Here is a 19,949-nt window from a genome sequence, read left to right on the forward strand (position 1 = left end):
GCACGAACATGCCGCGCACCTTGGTGGTCTGGTCGGCCCGGCCCATCCAGCCCTTGATGCGGGTGTTGGTGCGGCCCGTGGGGCAGGTGCCCGGCAGCACGGCAGACAGGTCGCCAGTGCCAAAGCGGATGAGTGGGTAATCGGGGTTGAGCGTGGTGATGACCAGCTCGCCCACCTCGCCCTCGGGCACCGGGTCGCCCGTGCCGGGGCGCACGATTTCGACGATGACGCCTTCATCCAGCACCAGGCCTTCGCGGGCCGAGGTTTCATACGCAATCAGGCCCAGGTCGGCCGTGGCATAGCACTGGTAGCCCGCAATGCCCTGCTGCGCAAACCAGTCGCGCAGGCTGGGCGGAAACGCCTCGCCAGAGACCAGGGCCTTGGTCACGCTGGGCAGGGGCACGCCCAGCTCTGCGGCTTTCTCGATGATGATCTTGAGGAAGCTGGGCGTGCCGATGTAGCCCGCCGGTTTCAGCTCGGCCATGGCGTGCACTTGCTGTTCCGTCTGGCCCGTGCCGCCGGGGAACACGGTGCAGCCCAGTGCGTGGGCGCCGGTTTCCATCATCGAGCCCGCAGGCACAAAGTGGTAGCTGAAGCTGTTGTGGATCAGCTCGCCGCGCCGAAAGCCCGCCGCGTAAATGGCCCGCGCCATGCGCCAGTAATCGGGCCGCGTGCCCTCGGGTTCGTAGATGGTGCCGGGGCTGGCGAACACACGCGTCATGCCCGGCCCAAAGTTCAGCGCGCTGAAGCCGCCAAACACATTGGTGGCGCGGCCCGCCTGCTGGCGCTCCAGCAGCTCGTACTTGCGCGTCACGGGCAGCTTGGCCAATGCCTCGCGGCTGGTGACCGCACCCGCATCCACCCCCGCCAGAATGCTGGCGAACGCGGGCGATGCCTTCTGGGCATGGGCGATCTGCTGCGGCAGCGCCGCCATCAAGGCCGCTTCGCGCTCAGCGGTGCTGCGCGTTTCCAGGGCGTCATAAAACGTGCTCATGCCTGGGTTTCCTTGTGAGATGGTGGTTTGAATGAAATCGGCCTCTAGCGCTTATTTGGAAAGCGCAAGCAGCTATCAAATTAAGAGTAAGTTTGTCCAGCGTCTGAAAAGGATGACTGCCCGGGGCGCCCGCGCTGCCGAAGGCCAGCGCACCCGTGGAACTGGCTTTGCCAGGCCACCGGGTGCGTCCCCCTGAGGGGGAAGGCGCGCAGCGCCACAGGGGGCATGTCAGGCCAACCAGCGCTTGCGCCGCTTGTAACTCTTGACATCCTTGAAGCTCTTGCGCTCGCCGCCGCCCATGCCCAGGTAGAACTCTTTCACGTCCTCGTTGCTGGCCAGGTCGCTCGCGGCGCCGTCCATCACCACGCGGCCGCTTTCCATGATGTAGCCGTAGTCCGCGTACTTGAGCGCCATGTTGGTGTTCTGCTCTGCCAGCAGGAAGGTGACCTTCTCCTTGGTGTTCAGGTCCTTCACGATGTTGAACACCTCTTCCACGATCTGCGGGGCCAGGCCCATGGAGGGCTCGTCCAGCAGCACCATGCTGGGGTTGGCCATCAGCGCGCGGCCAATGGCGCACATCTGCTGCTCACCGCCCGAGGTGTAGGCCGCCTGCGAGGTGCGGCGCGTTTTCAGGCGCGGGAAGTAGTTGTAGACCTTCTCCAGGTTGGCCTCGATCTCGCCCTTGCTGGTGCGGGTGTATGAGCCCGTCATCAGGTTTTCTTCAATCGTCAGGTGGGCAAAGCAGTGCCGCCCTTCCATCACCTGCACCACGCCGCGCTTGACCAGATCGGCTGGCGACAGGTTTTCGATGCGCTCGCCGCGCAGCTCGATGCTGCCCTTGGTCACCTCGCCCCGCTCGCCCTTGAGCAGGTTGGAGATGGCCCGCAGCGTGGTCGTCTTGCCCGCGCCGTTGCCACCCAGAATGGCCACGATGCTGCCCTCAGCCACCTGCAACGAGACGCCCTTGAGCACCAGGATCACGTGGTTGTAGATGACCTCGATGCCGTTGACGTTGAGAACAATGTTTTTAGAGTCCATGGTGTTGCCTTCGCTGTGCCAATCGAAAAGATTGCGATGCAACCCTTTCGATTGGCGGCTGCCCAGAAAAGCAGCCGCTTCGTCACTGGCCCTTGATACGGTCGCGGCCCAAATACCAGGGCCACCGTGCAAGGGCCTACGCCGGCCGCGCCGCCCCGCCGCGCTGGCGTTGTCCCCCTTCCCGAATCGCGCTAGCGATTCGAGAGAAGGGGGAAGGCGCGCAGCGCCTCAGGGGGATGCACTCAAGAACTGCAATCAGCAGGATCGCGTCGTGTCATCTTCTTGTCGGCCAGGTACTTGTCTGCACCGGCCTTGATCATGGGCTTCAGGATCTGCTCGTCAGCCTGGTACCAGTCAGACGAGAAGTTCCACTTCTTGCCGTCCCAGGTGTGCACGCGCGACCAAGTGGAGCCCATGTGGTCTGCGCAGCTGGTGGACAGCGGGCGCATCACATCGTTGAAACCCAGTGCGTCCAGCTTCTTCTGGTCCAGGGCCAGGTTCTCCATGCCCCAGCGCACTTGCTCACCGGTCATGACCTTGCCCTTGCCAAAACGCTCTTGCGCGCGGCGCACGGCTTCCACAGCCAGCATCTGGATGATCACGCCACGGGTGTACAGCACCGAGCCCACTTCGTCCTTGGGACCCGTGCCCTGGCCCTTGTCGTGCACGTGCTTCATGATGTCCTGGATCACCTTGGACTGGGTGCCGTAGCCGTTCAGAGCCAACGCGTTGTAGCCCTTGGCGCCTTCGCCCACGTCACGCACATCGGGCTCGGCACCGGCCCACCACACGCCATACATCTTGTCGCGGGGATAGCCAGTGGCCTGGGCTTCCTTCAGGGCGGTGGAGTTCATCACGCCCCAGCCCCACAGCAGCACGTAGTCAGGGCGGCTTTGGCGCACTTGCAGCCAGGTGGCTTTTTGTTCCACGCCGGGTGCGGTCACAGGCAGCATCTGCAGCTCAAAGCCGTGCATCTTGGCGCGCTCTTGCAGCACCGGGATGGGTTCCTTGCCGAAGGGGCTGTCGTGGTAGACCAGCGCAATCTTCTTGCCCTTGAGCTTGTCCAGCCCGCCGTTGGCCTTGCCCAGATGCTGGATCAGGATGTCAGCACCCGTCCAGTAGCTGCCCATGAAGGGGAAGTTCCACTTGAAGGCCTGGCCGTCCTGCGCCACCGACAGGCCGTAGCCCAGCGTCATCAGCGGGATCTTGTCCACGGGGGCCTTCTCGGTCAGCGCGAAGGTGATGCCGGTGGCCTGGGGGTCAAACAGCGTCACGCCGGGGCGGCTCTTGAGGCGTTCGTAGCATTCCACGCCGCGGTCGGTGGCGTAGCCGGTTTCGCACTCTTCAAACGTCAGCTTCACGCCGTTGATGCCGCCATCGCGGGCGTTGATCATCTTCAGATAGTCCTGCTTGCCATTGGCCCACGGCACACCATTGGGTGCGTAGGGCCCCGTGCGGTAGGACAGCAGCGGGAAGAACTGTTCCTTGGCCTGGGCCATGGCGCTGGTGGCCAGCGACGACGCACCGGCGGCAACCACTGCGGCGGCGATCACGATTTTGGAAAGCTTCATGGATGTCTCCTTTGGATGAATAGGGTGAAGCAAGCACGGGAACAAACTTGGCTACGTTTCAGGGCGCCACCGTAAAAACTGGCGCTACCCAGGCCGGGGCAGCCGAGCAAGGGCCGCCCCGCAGCGAGGGCTGCGTCCTCCCTCCCGCGCGCAGCGCGAGAGAGGGGGAAGGCGCGAAGCGACTCAGGGGGTGTTTCATGTCAGTGCGGGAAGGGCCACAGGCGCAGCTTCTGCTTGGCGGTGGACCACAGCTTGGCCAGGCCGTGGGGCTCCACGATCAGGAACCACACGATCAGGGCGCCGAAGATCATCAGCTCGGCATGGGACACGCCCGCCGTCGAAATCTCGATGCCGAACAGGCCCAGGAAGGCAGGCAGAAACTGGTTGAGCACGATGGGCAGCACCACGATGAAGGCCGCGCCAAAGAACGCACCCATGATGGAGCCCAGCCCGCCGATGATCACCATGAACAGCAGGCGGAAGGACACTTCGACCGAGAAGGCCGCTGGCTCCCACGCACCCAGGTGCACAAAGGCCCACAGCGCGCCGGCCATGCCCACGATGAAGGAGCTGACGGCAAAAGCGCTGAGCTTGGCGTACATGGGGCGAATGCCAATCACGGCCGCAGCCACGTCCATGTCGCGGATGGCCATCCACTCACGCCCGATGGCGCCGCGCACCAGGTTCTTGGCCAGCAGGGCCACCACCACCAGGATGGCCAGGCAGAACACGTACTTGCTGGTGGCGCTGTCAATCGGCATGCCCAGCACTTGCAGGTTGGTCACCGACACCGAGCCGGAGTCGGAGTTGTTGGTGAACCACTTGATGCGCAAAAACATCCAGTCGCTGAAGAACTGCGCCGCCAGCGTGGCCACGGCCAGGTACAGGCCCTTCACGCGCAGACTGGGCAGCCCGAACAGAATGCCGAAGAACGTGGCGCACAGCCCGCCCAGGATGAGTGCCGGAATCAGCGGCATGCCGGGGAAGCGCACAAAGAAGTTGTAAGCCCCATAGGCCCCCACGGCCATGAAGGCGCCTGAGCCCAGCGAGATCTGCCCGCAGTAGCCCACCAGGATGTTCACCCCCAGGGCGGCCAGCGCCATGATGACGAAGGGGATCAGGATGGCGCGGAAGATGTAGTCGCTGGCAAACGCAGGCACCACCAGGAAGGCCACCGCGAGGATGAGCCCGATGGCAATGCGGTCCTGCGCGATGGGGAAGATCTGCTGGTCAGCGCGGTAGCTGGTCTTGAACTGGCCGTTTTCGCGGTAGAGCATGGTGTGTCTCCTGTTGTTCTTGTGGTGGGTTAGGCGCGATCAATGATCTTTTGCACGGGGGCGCACCTGCGGTGCCACGCGGAGCCTGCGGCCCCGCTGACAACGCGCGGTGCGCGTTGTGCCTCCTTCGAAAAATTATTGGTCTCGTATTTCATACGCGATCAATAATTTTTTCTCCGAACAAGCCCTGAGGCCTGAAGAGAAGGAACACCAGCGCCAGCACATACGCAAACCAGATCTCGATGCCCCCGCCCACGAACGGGCCCAGGTACACCTCCGACAGCTTCTCGCCCACACCGATGATCAGACCGCCGATGATGGCGCCGGGCACCGAAGTCAGACCGCCCAGAATCACCACGGGCAGGGCGCGCAGGGCCACGGTGGTCAGCGAGAACTGCACCCCGAGCTTGCTGCCCCAGATCATCCCGGCCACCAGGGCCACCACACCGGCCACGCACCACACGATCACCCAGATGCGGTTGAGCGGAATGCCGATGGATTGCGCGGCCTGGTGGTCGTCCGCCACGGCGCGCAGCGCACGGCCGGTGGAAGTCTTCTGGAAGAACACCGACAGCAGGGCCACCAGACCCGCAGCAATGGCGGCGGCAATCACGTCTTCCTTGTTGATCAGGATGCCGCCCTGGAACACGGAGTCAAAGGCGAAGATGGGCTCCTTGGGCATGCCCACGTCGATCTTGTAGATGTCGCTGCCAAACAGCGTCTGGCCCAGGCCTTCGAGGAAGTAGGTGATGCCCAGTGTGGCCATCAGCAGGGTGGCGCCTTCCTGGTTGACCAGGTGGCGCAGCACCAGCTTTTCAATCAGCCAGGCCACCACGAACATGATGGCGCCTGCGATCACGAAGGCGGCCAGGTTCGCCACGATGGGGTTGTCGATGCCAGTCCACTTCGGAATCCACTCGGCAAAGCGGGCCATGGCCAGCGCTGCGAACAGCACCATGGCGCCCTGGGCAAAGTTGAACACGCCTGAGGCCTTGTAGATCAGCACAAAGCCCAGCGCGACCAGCGAATACAGCATGCCGGCCATCAGGCCGCCGATGAGGGTTTCAAGAAAGAATGCCATGTTGTTGTTCTCAGAGTCTGTTCAAAGTCTTTTCATGGAGTACGTTGCCCCGCAAAGGCAGTGGGTGCAAGGCGTCCACCGCAAGCCGCACTTGTGTGCGGCGAGGATGGGCAACGCCGCAGACGCTGCCTTTGCGGGACAACCCGAAGGGCATGGCAACAAACGGCCACGCTCGTTGTTGCCCGCCTTGCCCAGGCCGCCAGCATGTGCCGCGGCGGGCGCCTAGATCGTGTCCGTTTGTTGTCATGCGTACCCCGTGAAAAGGCTTCGAACAGACTCTTAGTGCGATGTGCCCAGATAGGCACTGATCACGTCTTCGTTGTTGCGCACTTCGTCAGGGCTGCCGTCACCGATCTTCTTGCCGTAGTCCAGCACCACCACGCGGTCGCTGATGTCCATCACCACGCCCATGTCGTGCTCGATGAGCACGATGGTGGTGCCGAACTCGTCGTTCACGTCCAGGATGAAGCGGCACATGTCCTGCTTCTCTTCCACGTTCATGCCGGCCATGGGTTCATCGAGCAGCAGCACCTGCGGCTCCATCGCGAGAGCCCGGCCCAGGTCCACGCGCTTTTGCAGGCCGTAGGGCAGCTGGCCCACGGGGGTCTTGCGGAAGGCCTGGATTTCGAGGAAGTCGATGATGTGCTCGACGTATTCACGGTGGCGAATTTCCTCGCGCTCGGCAGGGCCGATGCGCAGCGCCTGCAACAGCAGGTTGCTTTTGATCTTGAGGTTGCGGCCGGTCATGATGTTGTCGATCACGCTCATGCCCTTGAACAGCGCCAGGTTCTGGAAGGTGCGTCCGATACCCATCTCGGCCACCTGGCGGCTGTTCATGTGGTCAAACGTTTTGCCCCGGAAGGTGATGGAGCCTTCGGACGGCGTGTACACCCCGTTGATGCAGTTGAGCATGGAGCTCTTGCCAGCGCCGTTGGGGCCGATGATGGAGCGGATCTCGTGCTCTTTGACGTTGAAGGAGATGTCGGTCAGCGCCTTCACGCCACCGAACCGGAGGCTGATGTTCTTGACGTCGAGGATGACGTCGCCGATCTTTTTGGTGCTCATGGGTTGCTTCCTGGCGCGTTCAGGCGGCGTTCTTGACGGGCGGGAAAGTCTTGGTGTCCATCAGCTTGAGTGTGGCGCTCACGCTGCCGGTGCGGCCGTCTTCAAACTTCACCTGGGTCTCGATGTACTGCTCGGTGCGGCCTGCGTACAGCGCATCGACGAGCACGCCGTACTTCTCGGCAATGAAGCCCCGGCGGACCTTGTTGGTGCGGGTGAGTTCGCCGTCGTCGGCGTCCAGTTCCTTGTGCAGCACCAGGAAGCGGCTCACCTGGCTGCCAGCCAGCAGGGCGTCGTTGGCCAGGTCGGCGTTCACCTTTTCAATGCAGTCGCGGATGAGCTCGTACACCTCGGGCTTCTGGGCCAGGTCGGTGTAGCCGGCGTAGGGCAGGTTGCGGCGCTCGGCCCAGTTGCCCACGGCATCGAAGTCGATGTTGACCATGACGCAGACCTTCTCGCGCTTGTCGCCCAGGGCCACCACTTCCTTGATGTGCGGGAAGAACTTGAGCTTGTTCTCCACGTACTTGGGCGCGAACATGGCGCCATCATTGGCGCCGCCCTGGATGCGGCCCACGTCCTTGACGCGGTCAATGATCTTGAGGTGGCCGTGTGCGTCCAGAAAACCGGCATCGCTGGTGTGGTACCAGCCGTCGGCCGTGAGCACTTCGGCCGTGGCGGCCGGGTTCTTGTAGTACTCCTTGAGCAGCCCGGCGGACTTCACCATGATTTCGCCGTTGTCGGCCACCTTGATCTGCACGCCGCGGATGGGCACGCCCACGGTGTCGGCGCGGGCCTGGTTGTCTGGCTGCAGGCACACAAACACGGCGGTTTCGGTGGAGCCGTACAGCTGCTTCAGGTTGATGCCGATGGAGCGGTAGAAGGTGAACAGGTCGGGGCCAATGGCCTCGCCCGCTGTGTAGGCCACCCGCACGCGGCTGAAGCCGAGGTTGTTGCGCAGCGGTCCGTACACCAGCAGGTTGCCCAGCGCGTACTTGATCTTGTCGATGGTGCCCACGGCTTCGCCGTCCATCAGGGCGGGGCCCACGCGTTTGGCCACGCTCATGCAGGCCTCGAACATCTTGCGCTTCAAGGTGCCCGCGTCTTCCATGCGGATCATCACGCTGGTCAGCAGGCCTTCAAAAATGCGGGGGGGCGCAAAGTAATAGGTGGGGCCCACTTCCTTGAGGTCGATGGTGACGGTGCTGGCCGACTCGGGGCAGTTGACCACGTAGCCGCAGGCCAGCCACTGGGCGTAGCTGAAGATGTTCTGGCCAATCCAGGCGGGGGGCAGGTAGGCCAGCACTTCTTCGCTGCTGGTGAGCTTGTCGAACTCGGCGCCCGCTGTGGCGCGGTCGAGCAGCGTGCTGTGGGTGTGCACCACGCCCTTGGGGTTGCCCGTGGTGCCGGATGTGAAGAACATGGCCGCCACATCGTCTGGCTGGGCCTTGGCCACCTCGGCCTTGAACCAGCCGGGGTTCTTGGCCACAAAGGCGCTGCCGGTTTCGATCAGCGAGTCCAGCGCGTCCAGGCCTTCTTCGTTGTAGTTGCGCAGGCCACGGGGGTCGTCGTAGATGATGCGTGCGATCTGCGGGCACTGCTCGCGGATTTCGAGCAGCTTGTCCACTTGCTCCTGGTCTTCCACCAGGCAAAAGCGCACTTCGGCATTGTTCAGCGGGAAGATGCATTCGGCGGCCACGGCATCCTGGTACAGCGGCACCGGAATCGCGCCCAGCGACTGGGCTGCCAGCATGGTGGCGTACAGGCGGGGGCGGTTGGCGCCGATCACCACCATGTGTTCGTGGCGCTGCAAGCCGGCCTGGTGCAGCCCGGCTGCCACCTTTTCCACCAGCTGGGCCAGGTCTGCCCAGGTGTGGGTTTGCCAGATGCCATATTCTTTTTCGCGCAGCGCCGGGCTCTGGGGCCTCTGGGTGGCGTGCTGCAACAGCAGCTGGGGAAACGTCGTCTTCATTCCGTGTCCTCTTTGATCGGTATCTGTCCCGGGTGCAACAGACCTTCTCAGCTGCCAGGTGCCGCCGCGAGGTGTTGCTCTGGCGTAAATACTAGGACTGGCTTTGACGTTATTTTGTCTTTTGGACGACAATCTACGGGAAACTCCTCATCGGGTTAAACCCTCCCTGTCCCGTGACGTTGCCGGTTTTTGCCGGCTTTTGGGTGACGCTTGCCGGCATGAATCACGATTTGTCTTTGCACCAGCGCCGCCGCGCGCCCACTTCAGAGGAGTTGAAGGGCATTCCATGGCTGGCACAGCTTCAGCCAGCCGCGCGCACGCGCGCTGTGGCCTCCCTGTTGGTGGGTGATGCCCTGCCCGGCGACTTCGTGTGCCGCGTCGGCAGGCCCGTGACGTACTGGTTCGGGGTGGTGGAGGGGCTGCTCAAGATGAGCAGCGACAACGCCCAGGGCCAGACCATGACGTTCACGGGCGTGCCGCCTGGCGGCTGGTTTGGCGAGGGCACGGCCATGAAGCGTGAGCCTTACCGCTACAACATCCAGGCGCTGCGCAAGAGCGTGGTGGCGGGCCTGCCCATTGACACGTTTCACTGGCTGCTCGACCACTCCATCGCGTTCAACCGGTTCGTGATGCACCAGCTCAACGAACGGCTGGGACAGTTCATTGCCGCGCGCGAGATTGATCGCCTCAACAACCCCGACGTGCGCGTGGCCCGCAGTCTGGCGTCCCTGTTCAACCCGGTGCTCTACCCCGGTGTGGGCGAGGTGCTGCGCATCACCCAGCAGGAGCTGGCTTACCTGGTGGGGCTGTCGCGCCAGCGGGTCAATGAAGCGCTGATGGCGTTGCAGGCGCAAGGCGCCATTCGTGTGGAGTACGGCGGCGTGCGTGTGCTGGACCTGGCAGCGTTGCAGTCCAGCGTGTTTGTCCGCAGGGCCTCTGCCACTGAGGGCTGAGCGCCGATTTCTCGGATTCCGAGGGCTAGCTGCGGTGCAGTGCGATGCGCTGATTCGCTGGCGTCTGGCCTGCAAGGGCCGCTGGGGTAGGTGCCTCCCACGCCCGGGCCTGGGTGTGTTCGCGGGTGAGGCGGAAGGTGTGCACCATCCGCGTCAGGCGCCCCGCCTGGTCCTTGAGGCTTTCGGCGGCGGCAGCGCCTTCCTCCACCAGTGCAGCGTTCTGCTGCGTCATTTCTTCCAGCGATCCCACGGAGTGGCTCACTTCGGTGATGCGCTGGCTTTGCTCCTGCGTGGCGGCGGTGATCTCGGCCATGATGCTGGAGACCTGTCGCACCGATTGCACCAGCTGCGCGATGCTGTCGCCCGCGTGGTTGACGAGCGTGGCGCCCGCCTGGACCTGCTGGGTGCTGTCGTTGATGAGCGTCTTGATTTCGCGTGCCGCGTTGGCCGCGCGACCTGCCAGGCCGCGCACCTCGCTGGCCACCACGGCAAAGCCCCGGCCTTGCTCGCCCGCGCGGGCAGCTTCCACGGCGGCGTTCAGCGCCAGGATGTTGGTCTGGAAGGCAATGCTGTCGATCACGCTGGTGATGTCGGAAATCTTGCGCGAGCTGGCGCTGATGGCGTCCATGGTCTGCACCACCTGGGTCACCACTTCGCCTCCTTCTGCCGCTGCGGTGGATGCTTTGGCCGCCAGGCCGTTGGCCTGATGGGCGGCCTGCGCACTTTGGGCCACGGTGCCCGTCAGATCGCCCAGCGCCTGGGAGGCGCCTTGCAGGTTGTGAGACGTCTGCTCGGTGCGGAGGCTCAGGTCCTGGTTGCCTGAAGCCACTTCAGAGCTGGCCACCAAAATGGAGTCTGCGGCCTGCCCGATCTCGGCCACCAGACTGCGCAGCCGGTCTTGCATGGTGGCAATCGCTTCCAGCAGCCGGCCGGTTTCGTCGTGGATGCGCACTTCCACTTGCGACGTCAGATCGCCCCGGGCAATGCGCTCTGCCACCACCACGGCGCGGGCGATCGGTTGGGTGATGCTGGCGGTGATGCGCCAGGCAATCAGCAGACCGAGTGCCATGGCTGCCACCACCAGCACGCCGCCGATCCAGCGTGCACGGCTCTGGATCGCTTCGGCCGAAGCGGCGGCTTCGTCATTGAGCCTGTTTTGCAGCGCAATCAACTCGCCCAGCTGTTGCCGCCAGATCGATTCAGCCGGCGCGGCGCGGGTCATCAGGTTCAGGCTGGAGGTGACGGTGTCGCCATCGTCCGCTGCTTGAATCGCGCTCTCAATCTCTGGCTTGGCCTTTTGGGCTGCTGCCTGCACCTGCTGCAGCAACGCAGTCTCGGCGGCGCTGGCGGTGGCTGGGGTAATGAGTTGTGCGAGCTGCGCTTCCTGCTTGGCGTATTCCTGCAAGGTCTTTCGCACGGCCTGGATTTGCTCCTGCGCCTGCTTGGGGTCGATTTCGTTGAGCATGGCGCTGGAGCGGCTTAACAAGGTCATCGCCTGCGCTTTCTGCTGTTGGTTTTGGTGCTATGAAAATTGACAGCATAGTTTCCTTGCGCAGTGTGCGCGGACTCAGTGCAACAATGTCCGCTTGTGTTCGGTTCTGTTACATCTTTGGGAGCTGCTCCATGCCTTCGCTGTCTCTGCTTTCGCGCTTGCGTTTCCGTTGGCAAAGCCCCTTTGGCCTTGCCGCAGCGTTGGCTGTCGGCAGCTTGGTGGCGGGTTGTGCAGCCCCGGTTCAAGAACCACTGGAGCTGCGCGAACAAGTCGTTGCCGTGACTGCTGCACATGAGCTGCTGACGTTCAACGCTGCCAGGCCCGACCACATCCTGGAGCGCAGGCCGCTGCAAGGCTTGCCGGCGGGTGATAAGCTGGTGGGCATCGACTTTCGTGTGGCGCGGGGTGTGCTGTATGCGCTTGCACAATCAGGGCGCCTTTACACGCTGGAGTTGGGCACAGGCCAGCTCACCCCCGTGGGCGCTGGTACACCGCCCGTGGCGTTGAAAGGCTCGGCGTTTGGCGTGGACTTCAATCCTGCGGCTGACCGGGTGCGGGTGGTGTCGAACCTGGGGCAGAACCTGCGTCTGCACCCTGACACGGGCGCCCAGGTGGATGGCGACAACTTGCGCCCAGGGCTGCAGTCGGACCCCTACCTTCGCTATGCGTGGAGTGATGTGAACCACGCGCGTGCGCCAGAGGTGGTCGCTGCCGCATACACCTACAACCCCAACGACGGCAAGCTCACCACCAACTACGCCATTGACCGGGCCTTGGGGGTGTTGGTCATGCAGGGGTCGCGCGAGGGTGAAACCCCCGTGGTCTCGCCCAACACAGGGCAACTGCGCACCGTGGGCTCCTTGGGCCTGGGGCCGTTGACGGACGCCTCGATGGACATTTCCGACGTGAACAACACCGCCTTGGCGGCCGTGCGAACGGCGGGCAACCCCAAGACGCAGCTGCACCTGATCGACCTGAACACCGGCAAGGCCACGCTGCTGGGGGTGGTGGCTGACGGCAGCCCCCTGGTGGGCATGGCGATTGAGCCATGACGCAGTCTGGTGCTTGCTGGCGGTGGGCCGCGCGTGCCGTGGTCTGTTGGGCTGCCTTCAGCTGTGCAGGCGCATGGTCTGCCAGTGTGCAGGTGGATGTGGTGGATGAAGCGGGCCGCCCGGTGCATGGTGCGGTGGCGTTTCTGGAGTCTGCCGCCGCCAGTGCCCAGACCAAGCCCCTGGCGGGGGCCGAGATGGCGCAGCAAGGCAAGCAGTTTCTTCCGGGCGTGCTGGTGGTCCCGATGGGCACTTCCGTGCATTTTCCGAACCGCGACAGCGTGCGCCACCATGTGTACTCGTTTTCTCCTGCCAAGAAATTCGAGCTCAAGCTCTACACCGGCACGCCCGCCAATCCCGTGGTGTTTGACCGGGCGGGCGTTGTCACCCTGGGCTGCAACATCCACGACCGCATGGTGGGCTGGATTGTGGTGGTGGACACGCCGTACTACGCGCAGGCTGCCGAGGGCGCCGCACAGGTGCAGATCAACGGCGTGCCGGCCGGCAACTACAAGCTGCGCGTCTGGCACCCCCGCATGGCACCGGGCGCTGCCGCCCATGAGCAACCGGTGGCAGTGCCTGCCGCCGGCAATGTGCGCGCTGCGGCCAAGCTGGTGGGGTTGGCGCCTTGATGTGGAGGATCCTCGGCCGTAGCCTGATCCTGCGCCTGGTGGGGGTGTCCCTGTTGCTGCTGCTGATCGTGCAGCTGGCCGGGTTTGCCGTGGTGCGCGCCGGCATCGAGCGCAACGCCCGCAGCCAGATTGCGCGCCAGCTCGACGTGGACGAAAACGTGTGGCTGCGCCTGCTGGAGCAAAACGCCGAGCGTCTGCGCCAGGGCTCGGCCCTGCTGGCGGCGGATTACGGGTTTCGGTCTGCGGTTCATTCTGGCGACGAGGAAACCATCCAGTCGGTGCTGGAAAACCATGGAGAGCGCATCGGCGCAGCAGCCACGGCGCTGCTGGACACCAACATGGCCTACCGCGCACTGACGGCTCCGTCGTCCGCCCAGGCCTTCATTCCCACTCTGGAGCAAGTGGCGCCGCAACTGGCGCGCAGCCCCCAGGGCAGCCAGATTGCGGTAGTGGGTGGCGTGCCCTACCAGTTTGTGATGGTGCCCATGCGCGCGCCTGTGCTTATGGGCTGGGTGTTGATGGGCTTTCCGCTCGACCAGGCGCTGGCCGATGAAATGCGCCGGTTGCTGTCGGTGCAGGTGGCGCTGGTGGTGCAAGAGTCCGATGGACGAGTGACTGTGCCCGTGAGCACGCTGCCAGCCACCCTGCGTGACCAGATCGTTGCGCAAGGCGGTCAGGTGGATGAGATCGATTCGCCCGACGGGGTACTGCTGTCACGCTCCAGCCCTCTGCCCAGTGTCAATGGCCAGGTGCAAGCATTGCTGCTGCGGTCGGTGGACGCGGTGGTGGCTCCCTATCGCCAGTTGCAGCTGCTGCTGGCATTCATCACCACTGGCGGCGTATTGCTCTTTGCGCTGGGCAGTGGCCTGATGGCCCAGCGCGTGATCACCCCGTTGCAATCCCTCATGCGCGCCACCCAGAGCCTGTCGCGGGGTGAGTACGACACCCCCATGGAGCACACCCGCAGGCAGGACGAAATTGGCCGGCTGGCGCGTTCGTTCGACCGCATGCGCGTGGACATCGGCGCACAGCAAAAGGAAATCATGCGGCTGGCCTATTGGGACCGGCTGACAGGCCTGCCCAACCGCGAGCGCTTTCGTGAAACCCTGGTGCGGGCCTTGGAACCAGGCGCAGGCCAAGCCCCGCTGGTAAGCGTGCTGACTCTGGACCTCGATCGCTTCAAGCATGTGAACGACGTGATGGGGTACGCCTTTGGCGACCGTTTGCTGCAAGCCGTGGCGCAGCGGATGGCTGACCTGGTGACGTCACCTGACGATATGGTGGCGCGCCTGGGGGGCAATGAATTTGCCGTGCTGCTGCGGGGCGTCGAAGCTCCTGGCGCGCTGGCGGTGGCCCAGCAGATCCTGACCTCGTTGGAGCAGCCCCTGGCCCTGCAGGACCAGACCGTCGACCTGAGTGCCGGTATCGGCATCGCTTGCTGGCCCGGCGATGCTGAAGACGCCGACATGCTGCTCAGCCGCTCCGAAATCGCCATGTATGCCGCCAAGCGCAAGCTCAGTGGCGCGTTGCGTTACGACGCTGCGATTGATTCGAGCAGTGCCCAGAATCTGTCGCTGCTCACGGAACTGCGCCGTGCGGTGGAGCGCAACGAATTGCGGCTGTACCTGCAGCCCAAGGTGCCCCTGCATGGCCAAAGCGGATCGGCAGCGGAAGCCCTGGTGCGCTGGCAGCATCCGCAGCGCGGCATGGTGCCGCCGATGGAGTTCATCCCCTTTGCCGAGCAAACCGGGTTTGTGCGCCAGCTCACCCTGTGGATGTTTGAGGAAGTGGCGAAATTCCTAGCCCAGCCCGCGCAGCAGAGCCGGGGTTTGCGCGTGTCTGTGAACCTTTCCACGCGCGACCTGCTGGACCCGGACCTCAGCCACAAGCTGGCTGCTCTTCTGGATCGCCATGGGGTCAAGGCGTCATCGTTTTGCCTGGAGATCACCGAAAGCGCCATCATGGACGACCCCCACCGCGCCGAAGCCATGCTCAACCGGTTGTCCGAGCAAGGCTTCAAACTGTCCATCGACGACTTCGGCACGGGCTATTCGTCGCTGGCGTACCTCAAGCGGCTGCCGGTGGACGAGCTCAAGATCGACAAGTCGTTTGTGATGGGCATGGAGCAGGGGAAGGATGACGCGATGATCGTGCGCTCCACCATTGATCTGGCCCACAACCTGGGCCTGACCGTGGTGGCCGAAGGCGTGGAGACCGGCGGCATTCTGGAGCGCCTGCGCGCGCTGGCCTGTGACGAAGCCCAGGGTTACCACATCAGCCGGCCGATGCCTGCGCAAGAATTTCTGGCGTGGCAGCAAAGGCAGGGGTAATCTTCGCAATGCCAGATGAGCAGGCGCCGCCCGGCGGCGACAATACGCCCAATGTCTTCATCCAGTTCCCGTCCACCCCAAAGCCCCGCCAGTGCCGCTGCGCCTGCTGAGGGCGCTTCCGTGCGGCCCGTGCTGCGCCGCCCCACCTTGTCGGCCAAGTCAGCACCCGCCGCACCGGCCCCGTCCGGGGCCTTTGCACGGCCTTCCGTAGCGGACGGGCGACCTGCTGCGGCGCGGTCCGAGCGCGCCATCGGCCCCACGTCGACTCGCACCTGGTCTGCTGATGCAGGCGGGCGGCCTGCGCCAGCGCTGCCGCAGCGGCCCCCGGCAGCGCGCTCCGCTGCCCCCCGGCCCGCCGCTGCCCCGGGGGCAAGGCCTGCGTCGGTGGGTGGCGATACCTCGCGCTTGAACAAGCGCATGGCCGAGCTGGGTTTGTGCTCGCGCCGCGAGGCCGATGACTGGATTGCCCAAGGCTGGGTCAAGGTTAATGGCAAGGTGGCGCCCATGGGGCTGCAGGTCACCGCCGCAGATCGCATTGAGGTGGACAAGATTGCCCAGGGTTTCCAGGAGCAGCGCGTCACCATCTTGCTGAACAAGCCGATCGGCTATGTCAGCGGGCAGGCCGAGGATGGCCACACGCCCGCCGTGGCGCTGATCAATCCCCGCACCCACTGGCGCGAGGACCCCAGCCGCAACCGCTTCTCTCCGCCGCAGTTGCGGGGCCTGGCGCCTTGCGGGCGGCTCGATATCGACTCGGTGGGCTTGTTGGTGCTGACCCAGGACGGGCGCGTGGCGCGGCAGATCATTGGGGAAGATTCTGAGGTGGACAAGGAATACCTGGTGCGCGTGGTCTACCAGGCACCGGGCCAGGCGGTGCCACGCCACCCTGGCGAGCGCTCCGCGCCGCTGCAGGAAATCGACGAGCGTGACCCTGTCAGCACCAACGTGCAGGCGGTGTTCCCCAAGGAGTTGCTGGAACGCCTGCGCCATGGCTTGAGCCTGGACGGTGAGCCGCTCAAGCCCGCCAAGGTGGAGTGGCAAAACCCCGAGCAGCTGCGCTTTGTCTTGACCGAAGGCAAGAAGCGCCAGATTCGCCGCATGTGCGAGCTGGTGGGGCTCAAGGTGGTGGGGCTCAAGCGCATCCGCATTGGGAGGGTGACGCTGGGCAACCTGCCCGTAGGCCAGTGGCGCTACCTGGGACCGCACGAGCGGTTTTGAGATTTTTTTGTGGCCGCACGGGGTGCGGCACCGGGGGCGTTGCTAGCATGACCGCACCCGCCTGTTCTAAGAGCGGCTAACAAAACTCTTCTGGCGTCGTTGCCGCGTCTTGTCGTACTACGCGTACTGCCTGCGACGCAGTGCCTAGCCAGAACCGCTACGCTGAGTTTTGTTAGCCGCTCTAAGAGGAGATGTCTGTGAGTGAAGAGAAATACCGGTTGGTCACCCGCAGTGACTTCGATGGCCTGGTGTGCGCCGTTTTGCTCAATGAACTGAACCTGATTGACGAGATCACGTTCGTCCACCCCAAGGACATGCAGGATGGCAAGGTTGCCATCACGTCGCGCGACATCACCACCAACCTGCCCTACGTGCCGGGTGCGCACCTGGTGTTCGACCACCACGAGTCGGAAACCGTGCGCAACGCGGGCCGCCGCGATACCAACCACATCATTGAGGCCCATGCCCCATCCGCGGCGCGCGTGGTCTACAACCATTACGGTGGCAAAGCCGCGTTCCCCCGCATCACCGAAGAGATGATGGCGGCGGTGGATCAGGCCGACTCGGCCCAGTATTCGCGTGAAGACATCCTCGACCCGCAGGGCTGGGTGCTGCTGAACTACCTGATGGACTCGCGCACCGGCCTGGGCCGTTTCCGCGATTTCCGCATCAGCAACTACGCGCTGATGATGGATTTGATCAAGTACTGCCGCGACCACACCATCGAGCAGATCCTGGAGTTGCCCGACGTGCAGGAGCGCGTGGCCCTGTACCGCGAGCATGCCGTCAAGGCCAGGGAGCAACTGGAGCGCTGCGCCATTGAGCTGGGCAACCTGGTGGTGCTGGACTTGCGCCAGGAAGAAACCATCTGGGCCACCAACCGGTTCATGATTTACGCGCTGTTCCCGCAGGCCAACATCTCTATCCACGTGATGTGGGGCCTGCAAAAGCAGAACACCGTGTTTGCCACGGGCAAGTCCATCCTCAACCGCAGCAGCAAGACCCATGTGGGCAACCTGATGCTGGAGTTTGGCGGTGGCGGCCACGCCGCTGCGGGCACCTGCCAGGTGGCCAACGAGAAGGCAGACGCGGTTCTCAAGGTGCTGGTCGAGCGCATCAACGCCGACGGCTGAGGAGCGCCACTTGCAGGAGCGGGCTGCTCGCCCCTCTTGAAACCTTCACCCCCGCCCATAAATCACGCCTGCCGGGCTGGCACGCGTGATTTTTTGTGCCCCCCGTTGTGCGATTCCATCCAGAAATTTACCGAGAGAGAGAACCCTCCCATGAGCAAGCAAACCCTGTCGTTCCAGGCAGAAGTGGCCCAACTGCTGCACCTGGTCACCCACTCGCTGTATTCCAACCAGGAAATCTTCCTGCGTGAGCTGATCTCCAACGCCTCGGACGCCTGCGACAAGCTGCGTTTTGAGGGCCTGAACAACGCCGCGCTGTTTGAAGACGCCCCCAACCTCGAAGTGCGTGTGACCTTCGACAAGGCCGCCAAGACGCTGACCATCACCGACAACGGCATCGGCATGAGCCAGCAAGAGGCCATCGACCACCTGGGCACCATCGCCAAGAGCGGAACCAAGGACTTCATGGGCAAGCTCAGCGGTGACCAGAAGGCGGACGCCCAGCTCATCGGCCAGTTCGGCGTGGGCTTCTACTCCGGGTTCATCGTGGCCGACAAGATCACCGTGGAGTCGCGCCGCGCGGGCCTGAAGCCCGAAGAAGGTGTGCGCTGGATCAGCAGCGGCACGGGCGACTTTGAGGTCGAAACCATCACGCGCGCCCAGCGCGGCACCAGCATCATCCTGCACCTGCGCGAGGATGCCGAGGAATACCTCAACGCCTGGAAGCTCAAGCAGGTCATCGCCAAATACTCCGACCACATCAGCCTGCCCATCCTGATGGAAAAGGAAGAGTGGAAAGACGGCGAGCTGATCAACCCCAACGATGAAAACGGCGGCCGCCAGCCCGGTGGCATGGTCAAGACGGGCGAGTGGGAAACCATCAACAAGGCCAGCGCCCTGTGGACGCGCCCCAAGAAGGACATCACCGACGAGCAGTACGCCGAGTTCTACAAGACCATCAGCCACGACCACGAAGCCCCACTGACCTGGGCGCACAACCGCGTGGAAGGCAACACCGAATACACGCAGCTGCTGTACATCCCCGCCAAGGCGCCGTTCGATTTGTGGAACCGCGACAAGAAGGCTGGCGTGAAGCTGTATGTGAAGCGCGTGTTCATCATGGACGACGCCGAAGCGCTGTTGCCCACCTACCTGCGCTTTGTGAAGGGCGTGATCGACTCGACCGACCTGCCGCTGAACGTGAGCCGCGAGCTGCTGCAGGAAAGCCGCGACGTGCGCTCCATCCGCGAGGGCTCGACCAAGCGTGTGCTGAGCATGCTGGAAGACCTGGCCAAGCACGACAAGCACACCACGGGTGAAGGCGCCGATGGCGTGACCGACGTGGTGAGCGAGGAAGACAAGGCCAAGGAAGGCAAGTACACCAAGTTCTATGCCGAATTTGGCGCGGTGCTGAAGGAAGGCCTGGGCGAAGACTTTGCCAACCGCGAGCGCCTGGCCAAGCTGCTGCGTTTTGCCTCCACGCAGAGCGATGCCGTGACAGTCTCCTTTGCCGACTACAAGGCTCGCATGAAGGAAGGCCAGGAGGCGATTTACTACATCACCGCCGACACGCTGGCCGCTGCCAAGAACAGCCCGCAGCTCGAAGTCTTCAAGAAGAAGGGCATCGAAGTGCTGCTCATGACCGACCGCGTGGACGAGTGGGCGCTGAACTACCTGCACGAGTTTGACGGCACCCCGCTGCAAAGCGTGGCCAAGGGCGCGGTGGACCTGGGCAAGCTGCAGGACGAGGCCGAGAAGAAGGCCGCCGAAGAGGCAGCTGAAGCCTTCAAGCCCGTGCTGGCCAAGCTGAAGGAAGCGCTCAAGGACAAGGCCGAAGACGTGCGCGTGACGACCCGCCTGGTCGATTCGCCTGCCTGTCTGGTGGTGCAGGACGACGGCATGAGCACGCAACTGGCCCGCATGCTCAAACAAGCTGGACAACAGGCGCCCGAGACCAAGCCGGTGCTGGAGGTGAATGCCGAGCACGCGCTGGTCAAGAAGCTGGACGGCAGCGTGCACTTCCACGACCTGGCGCACATCCTGTTCGACCAGGCCCTGCTGGCTGAAGGCGGCCTGCCAGAAGACCCGGCAGCCTACGTCAAGCGGGTGAATGCCTTGCTGGCCTGATAAGGGTCAAAATGGCTGCCGGCGCT

15 protein-coding genes are annotated in these 19,949 nt (G+C 63.9%); 7 read left to right on the forward strand and 8 right to left on the reverse strand.

What is annotated here, in order from left to right; genetic code table 11:
* From AADJ04_RS08030 to AADJ04_RS08060, 7 genes are all read right to left on the reverse strand, one after another.
* The coding region (locus AADJ04_RS08030) for an AMP-binding protein (RefSeq protein WP_341239293.1) at nt 1-994 on the reverse strand (994 nt) is incomplete at its 3' end.
* Between the two features lie 228 nt (nt 995-1,222).
* Nucleotides 1,223-2,032 (reverse strand): ABC transporter ATP-binding protein, encoded by an 810-nt coding sequence (locus AADJ04_RS08035; RefSeq protein ID WP_066691827.1) that lies wholly within the window; start codon nt 2,030-2,032, stop codon nt 1,223-1,225.
* A gap of 242 nt (nt 2,033-2,274) precedes the next feature.
* A complete protein-coding gene (locus tag AADJ04_RS08040; RefSeq protein ID WP_341239294.1) occupies nt 2,275-3,603 on the reverse strand; it encodes an ABC transporter substrate-binding protein in 1,329 nt (442 codons plus the stop codon).
* Between the two features lie 200 nt (nt 3,604-3,803).
* The gene (locus AADJ04_RS08045; protein ID WP_044395549.1) at nt 3,804-4,880 is read right to left on the reverse strand and encodes a branched-chain amino acid ABC transporter permease; all 1,077 of its coding nucleotides are present in this window, start codon (nt 4,878-4,880) and stop codon (nt 3,804-3,806) included.
* A gap of 151 nt (nt 4,881-5,031) precedes the next feature.
* Nucleotides 5,032-5,961 carry a branched-chain amino acid ABC transporter permease gene (locus AADJ04_RS08050; RefSeq protein ID WP_066786650.1) on the reverse strand — a complete coding sequence of 310 codons (930 nt, stop codon included), beginning with the start codon at nt 5,959-5,961 and terminating at the stop codon, nt 5,032-5,034.
* A gap of 279 nt (nt 5,962-6,240) precedes the next feature.
* Nucleotides 6,241-7,026, reverse strand: coding sequence for an ABC transporter ATP-binding protein (locus tag AADJ04_RS08055; protein ID WP_044395553.1), 786 nt, complete (start codon nt 7,024-7,026; stop codon nt 6,241-6,243).
* A gap of 19 nt (nt 7,027-7,045) precedes the next feature.
* Complete coding sequence (locus AADJ04_RS08060; RefSeq protein WP_341239295.1) at nt 7,046-8,992, reverse strand: AMP-binding protein; 1,947 nt, start codon at nt 8,990-8,992, stop codon at nt 7,046-7,048.
* Between the two features lie 218 nt (nt 8,993-9,210).
* Between AADJ04_RS08060 and AADJ04_RS08065 the strand changes: the two genes are divergently transcribed.
* Nucleotides 9,211-9,945 carry a Crp/Fnr family transcriptional regulator gene (locus tag AADJ04_RS08065; protein WP_044395556.1) on the forward strand — a complete coding sequence of 245 codons (735 nt, stop codon included), beginning with the start codon at nt 9,211-9,213 and terminating at the stop codon, nt 9,943-9,945.
* Nucleotides 9,946-9,970: 25 nt separating this feature from the next.
* On the opposite strand, the gene AADJ04_RS08070 is transcribed toward AADJ04_RS08065, so the two are convergent.
* The gene (locus AADJ04_RS08070) at nt 9,971-11,437 is read right to left on the reverse strand and encodes a methyl-accepting chemotaxis protein (RefSeq protein ID WP_341239296.1); all 1,467 of its coding nucleotides are present in this window, start codon (nt 11,435-11,437) and stop codon (nt 9,971-9,973) included.
* 131 nt (nt 11,438-11,568) lie between these two features.
* On the opposite strand from AADJ04_RS08070, the gene AADJ04_RS08075 reads away from it, so the two are divergent.
* The 6 genes from AADJ04_RS08075 to htpG all read left to right on the forward strand — a co-directional run bounded on the left by AADJ04_RS08075 (nt 11,569) and on the right by htpG (nt 19,923).
* Nucleotides 11,569-12,489 carry a DUF4394 domain-containing protein gene (locus tag AADJ04_RS08075; RefSeq protein WP_142082343.1) on the forward strand — a complete coding sequence of 307 codons (921 nt, stop codon included), beginning with the start codon at nt 11,569-11,571 and terminating at the stop codon, nt 12,487-12,489.
* Nucleotides 12,486-13,118 carry a methylamine utilization protein gene (locus AADJ04_RS08080; RefSeq protein ID WP_341239297.1) on the forward strand — a complete coding sequence of 211 codons (633 nt, stop codon included), beginning with the start codon at nt 12,486-12,488 and terminating at the stop codon, nt 13,116-13,118. Before AADJ04_RS08075 ends, AADJ04_RS08080 begins: the two co-directional genes overlap by 4 nt.
* Nucleotides 13,118-15,448, forward strand: coding sequence for an EAL domain-containing protein (locus AADJ04_RS08085; RefSeq protein WP_341239298.1), 2,331 nt, complete (start codon nt 13,118-13,120; stop codon nt 15,446-15,448). Before AADJ04_RS08080 ends, AADJ04_RS08085 begins: the two co-directional genes overlap by 1 nt.
* Before the next feature lie 384 nt (nt 15,449-15,832).
* Entirely contained in the window at nt 15,833-16,666 is an 834-nt protein-coding gene (locus AADJ04_RS08090; protein ID WP_341239313.1) for a pseudouridine synthase, read from the forward strand.
* Nucleotides 16,667-16,863: 197 nt separating this feature from the next.
* Entirely contained in the window at nt 16,864-17,799 is a 936-nt protein-coding gene (locus AADJ04_RS08095; protein WP_044395838.1) for an exopolyphosphatase, read from the forward strand.
* A 150-nt stretch (nt 17,800-17,949) separates the two neighbouring features.
* Nucleotides 17,950-19,923, forward strand: coding sequence for a molecular chaperone HtpG (htpG, locus tag AADJ04_RS08100; RefSeq protein WP_066696826.1), 1,974 nt, complete (start codon nt 17,950-17,952; stop codon nt 19,921-19,923).
* Nucleotides 19,924-19,949 lie beyond the last annotated feature (26 nt).

Source organism: uncultured Acidovorax sp. (assembly GCF_964021665.1).
Classification (GTDB): Bacteria; Pseudomonadota; Gammaproteobacteria; order Burkholderiales; family Burkholderiaceae_C; genus Acidovorax; species Acidovorax temperans.

Coding starts and splice junctions, on each gene's coding strand:
- AADJ04_RS08050 (WP_066786650.1), bottom strand. CDS start 5,961: ATGGCATTCTTTCTTGAAACCCTCATCGGCGGCCTGATGGCCGGCATG.
- AADJ04_RS08055 (WP_044395553.1), bottom strand. CDS start 7,026: ATGAGCACCAAAAAGATCGGCGACGTCATCCTCGACGTCAAGAACATC.
- AADJ04_RS08045 (WP_044395549.1), bottom strand. CDS start 4,880: ATGCTCTACCGCGAAAACGGCCAGTTCAAGACCAGCTACCGCGCTGAC.
- AADJ04_RS08065 (WP_044395556.1), top strand. CDS start 9,211: ATGAATCACGATTTGTCTTTGCACCAGCGCCGCCGCGCGCCCACTTCA.
- AADJ04_RS08080 (WP_341239297.1), top strand. CDS start 12,486: ATGACGCAGTCTGGTGCTTGCTGGCGGTGGGCCGCGCGTGCCGTGGTC.
- AADJ04_RS08085 (WP_341239298.1), top strand. CDS start 13,118: ATGTGGAGGATCCTCGGCCGTAGCCTGATCCTGCGCCTGGTGGGGGTG.
- AADJ04_RS08070 (WP_341239296.1), bottom strand. CDS start 11,437: ATGACCTTGTTAAGCCGCTCCAGCGCCATGCTCAACGAAATCGACCCC.
- AADJ04_RS08060 (WP_341239295.1), bottom strand. CDS start 8,992: ATGAAGACGACGTTTCCCCAGCTGCTGTTGCAGCACGCCACCCAGAGG.
- htpG (WP_066696826.1), top strand. CDS start 17,950: ATGAGCAAGCAAACCCTGTCGTTCCAGGCAGAAGTGGCCCAACTGCTG.
- AADJ04_RS08075 (WP_142082343.1), top strand. CDS start 11,569: ATGCCTTCGCTGTCTCTGCTTTCGCGCTTGCGTTTCCGTTGGCAAAGC.
- AADJ04_RS08035 (WP_066691827.1), bottom strand. CDS start 2,032: ATGGACTCTAAAAACATTGTTCTCAACGTCAACGGCATCGAGGTCATC.
- AADJ04_RS08040 (WP_341239294.1), bottom strand. CDS start 3,603: ATGAAGCTTTCCAAAATCGTGATCGCCGCCGCAGTGGTTGCCGCCGGT.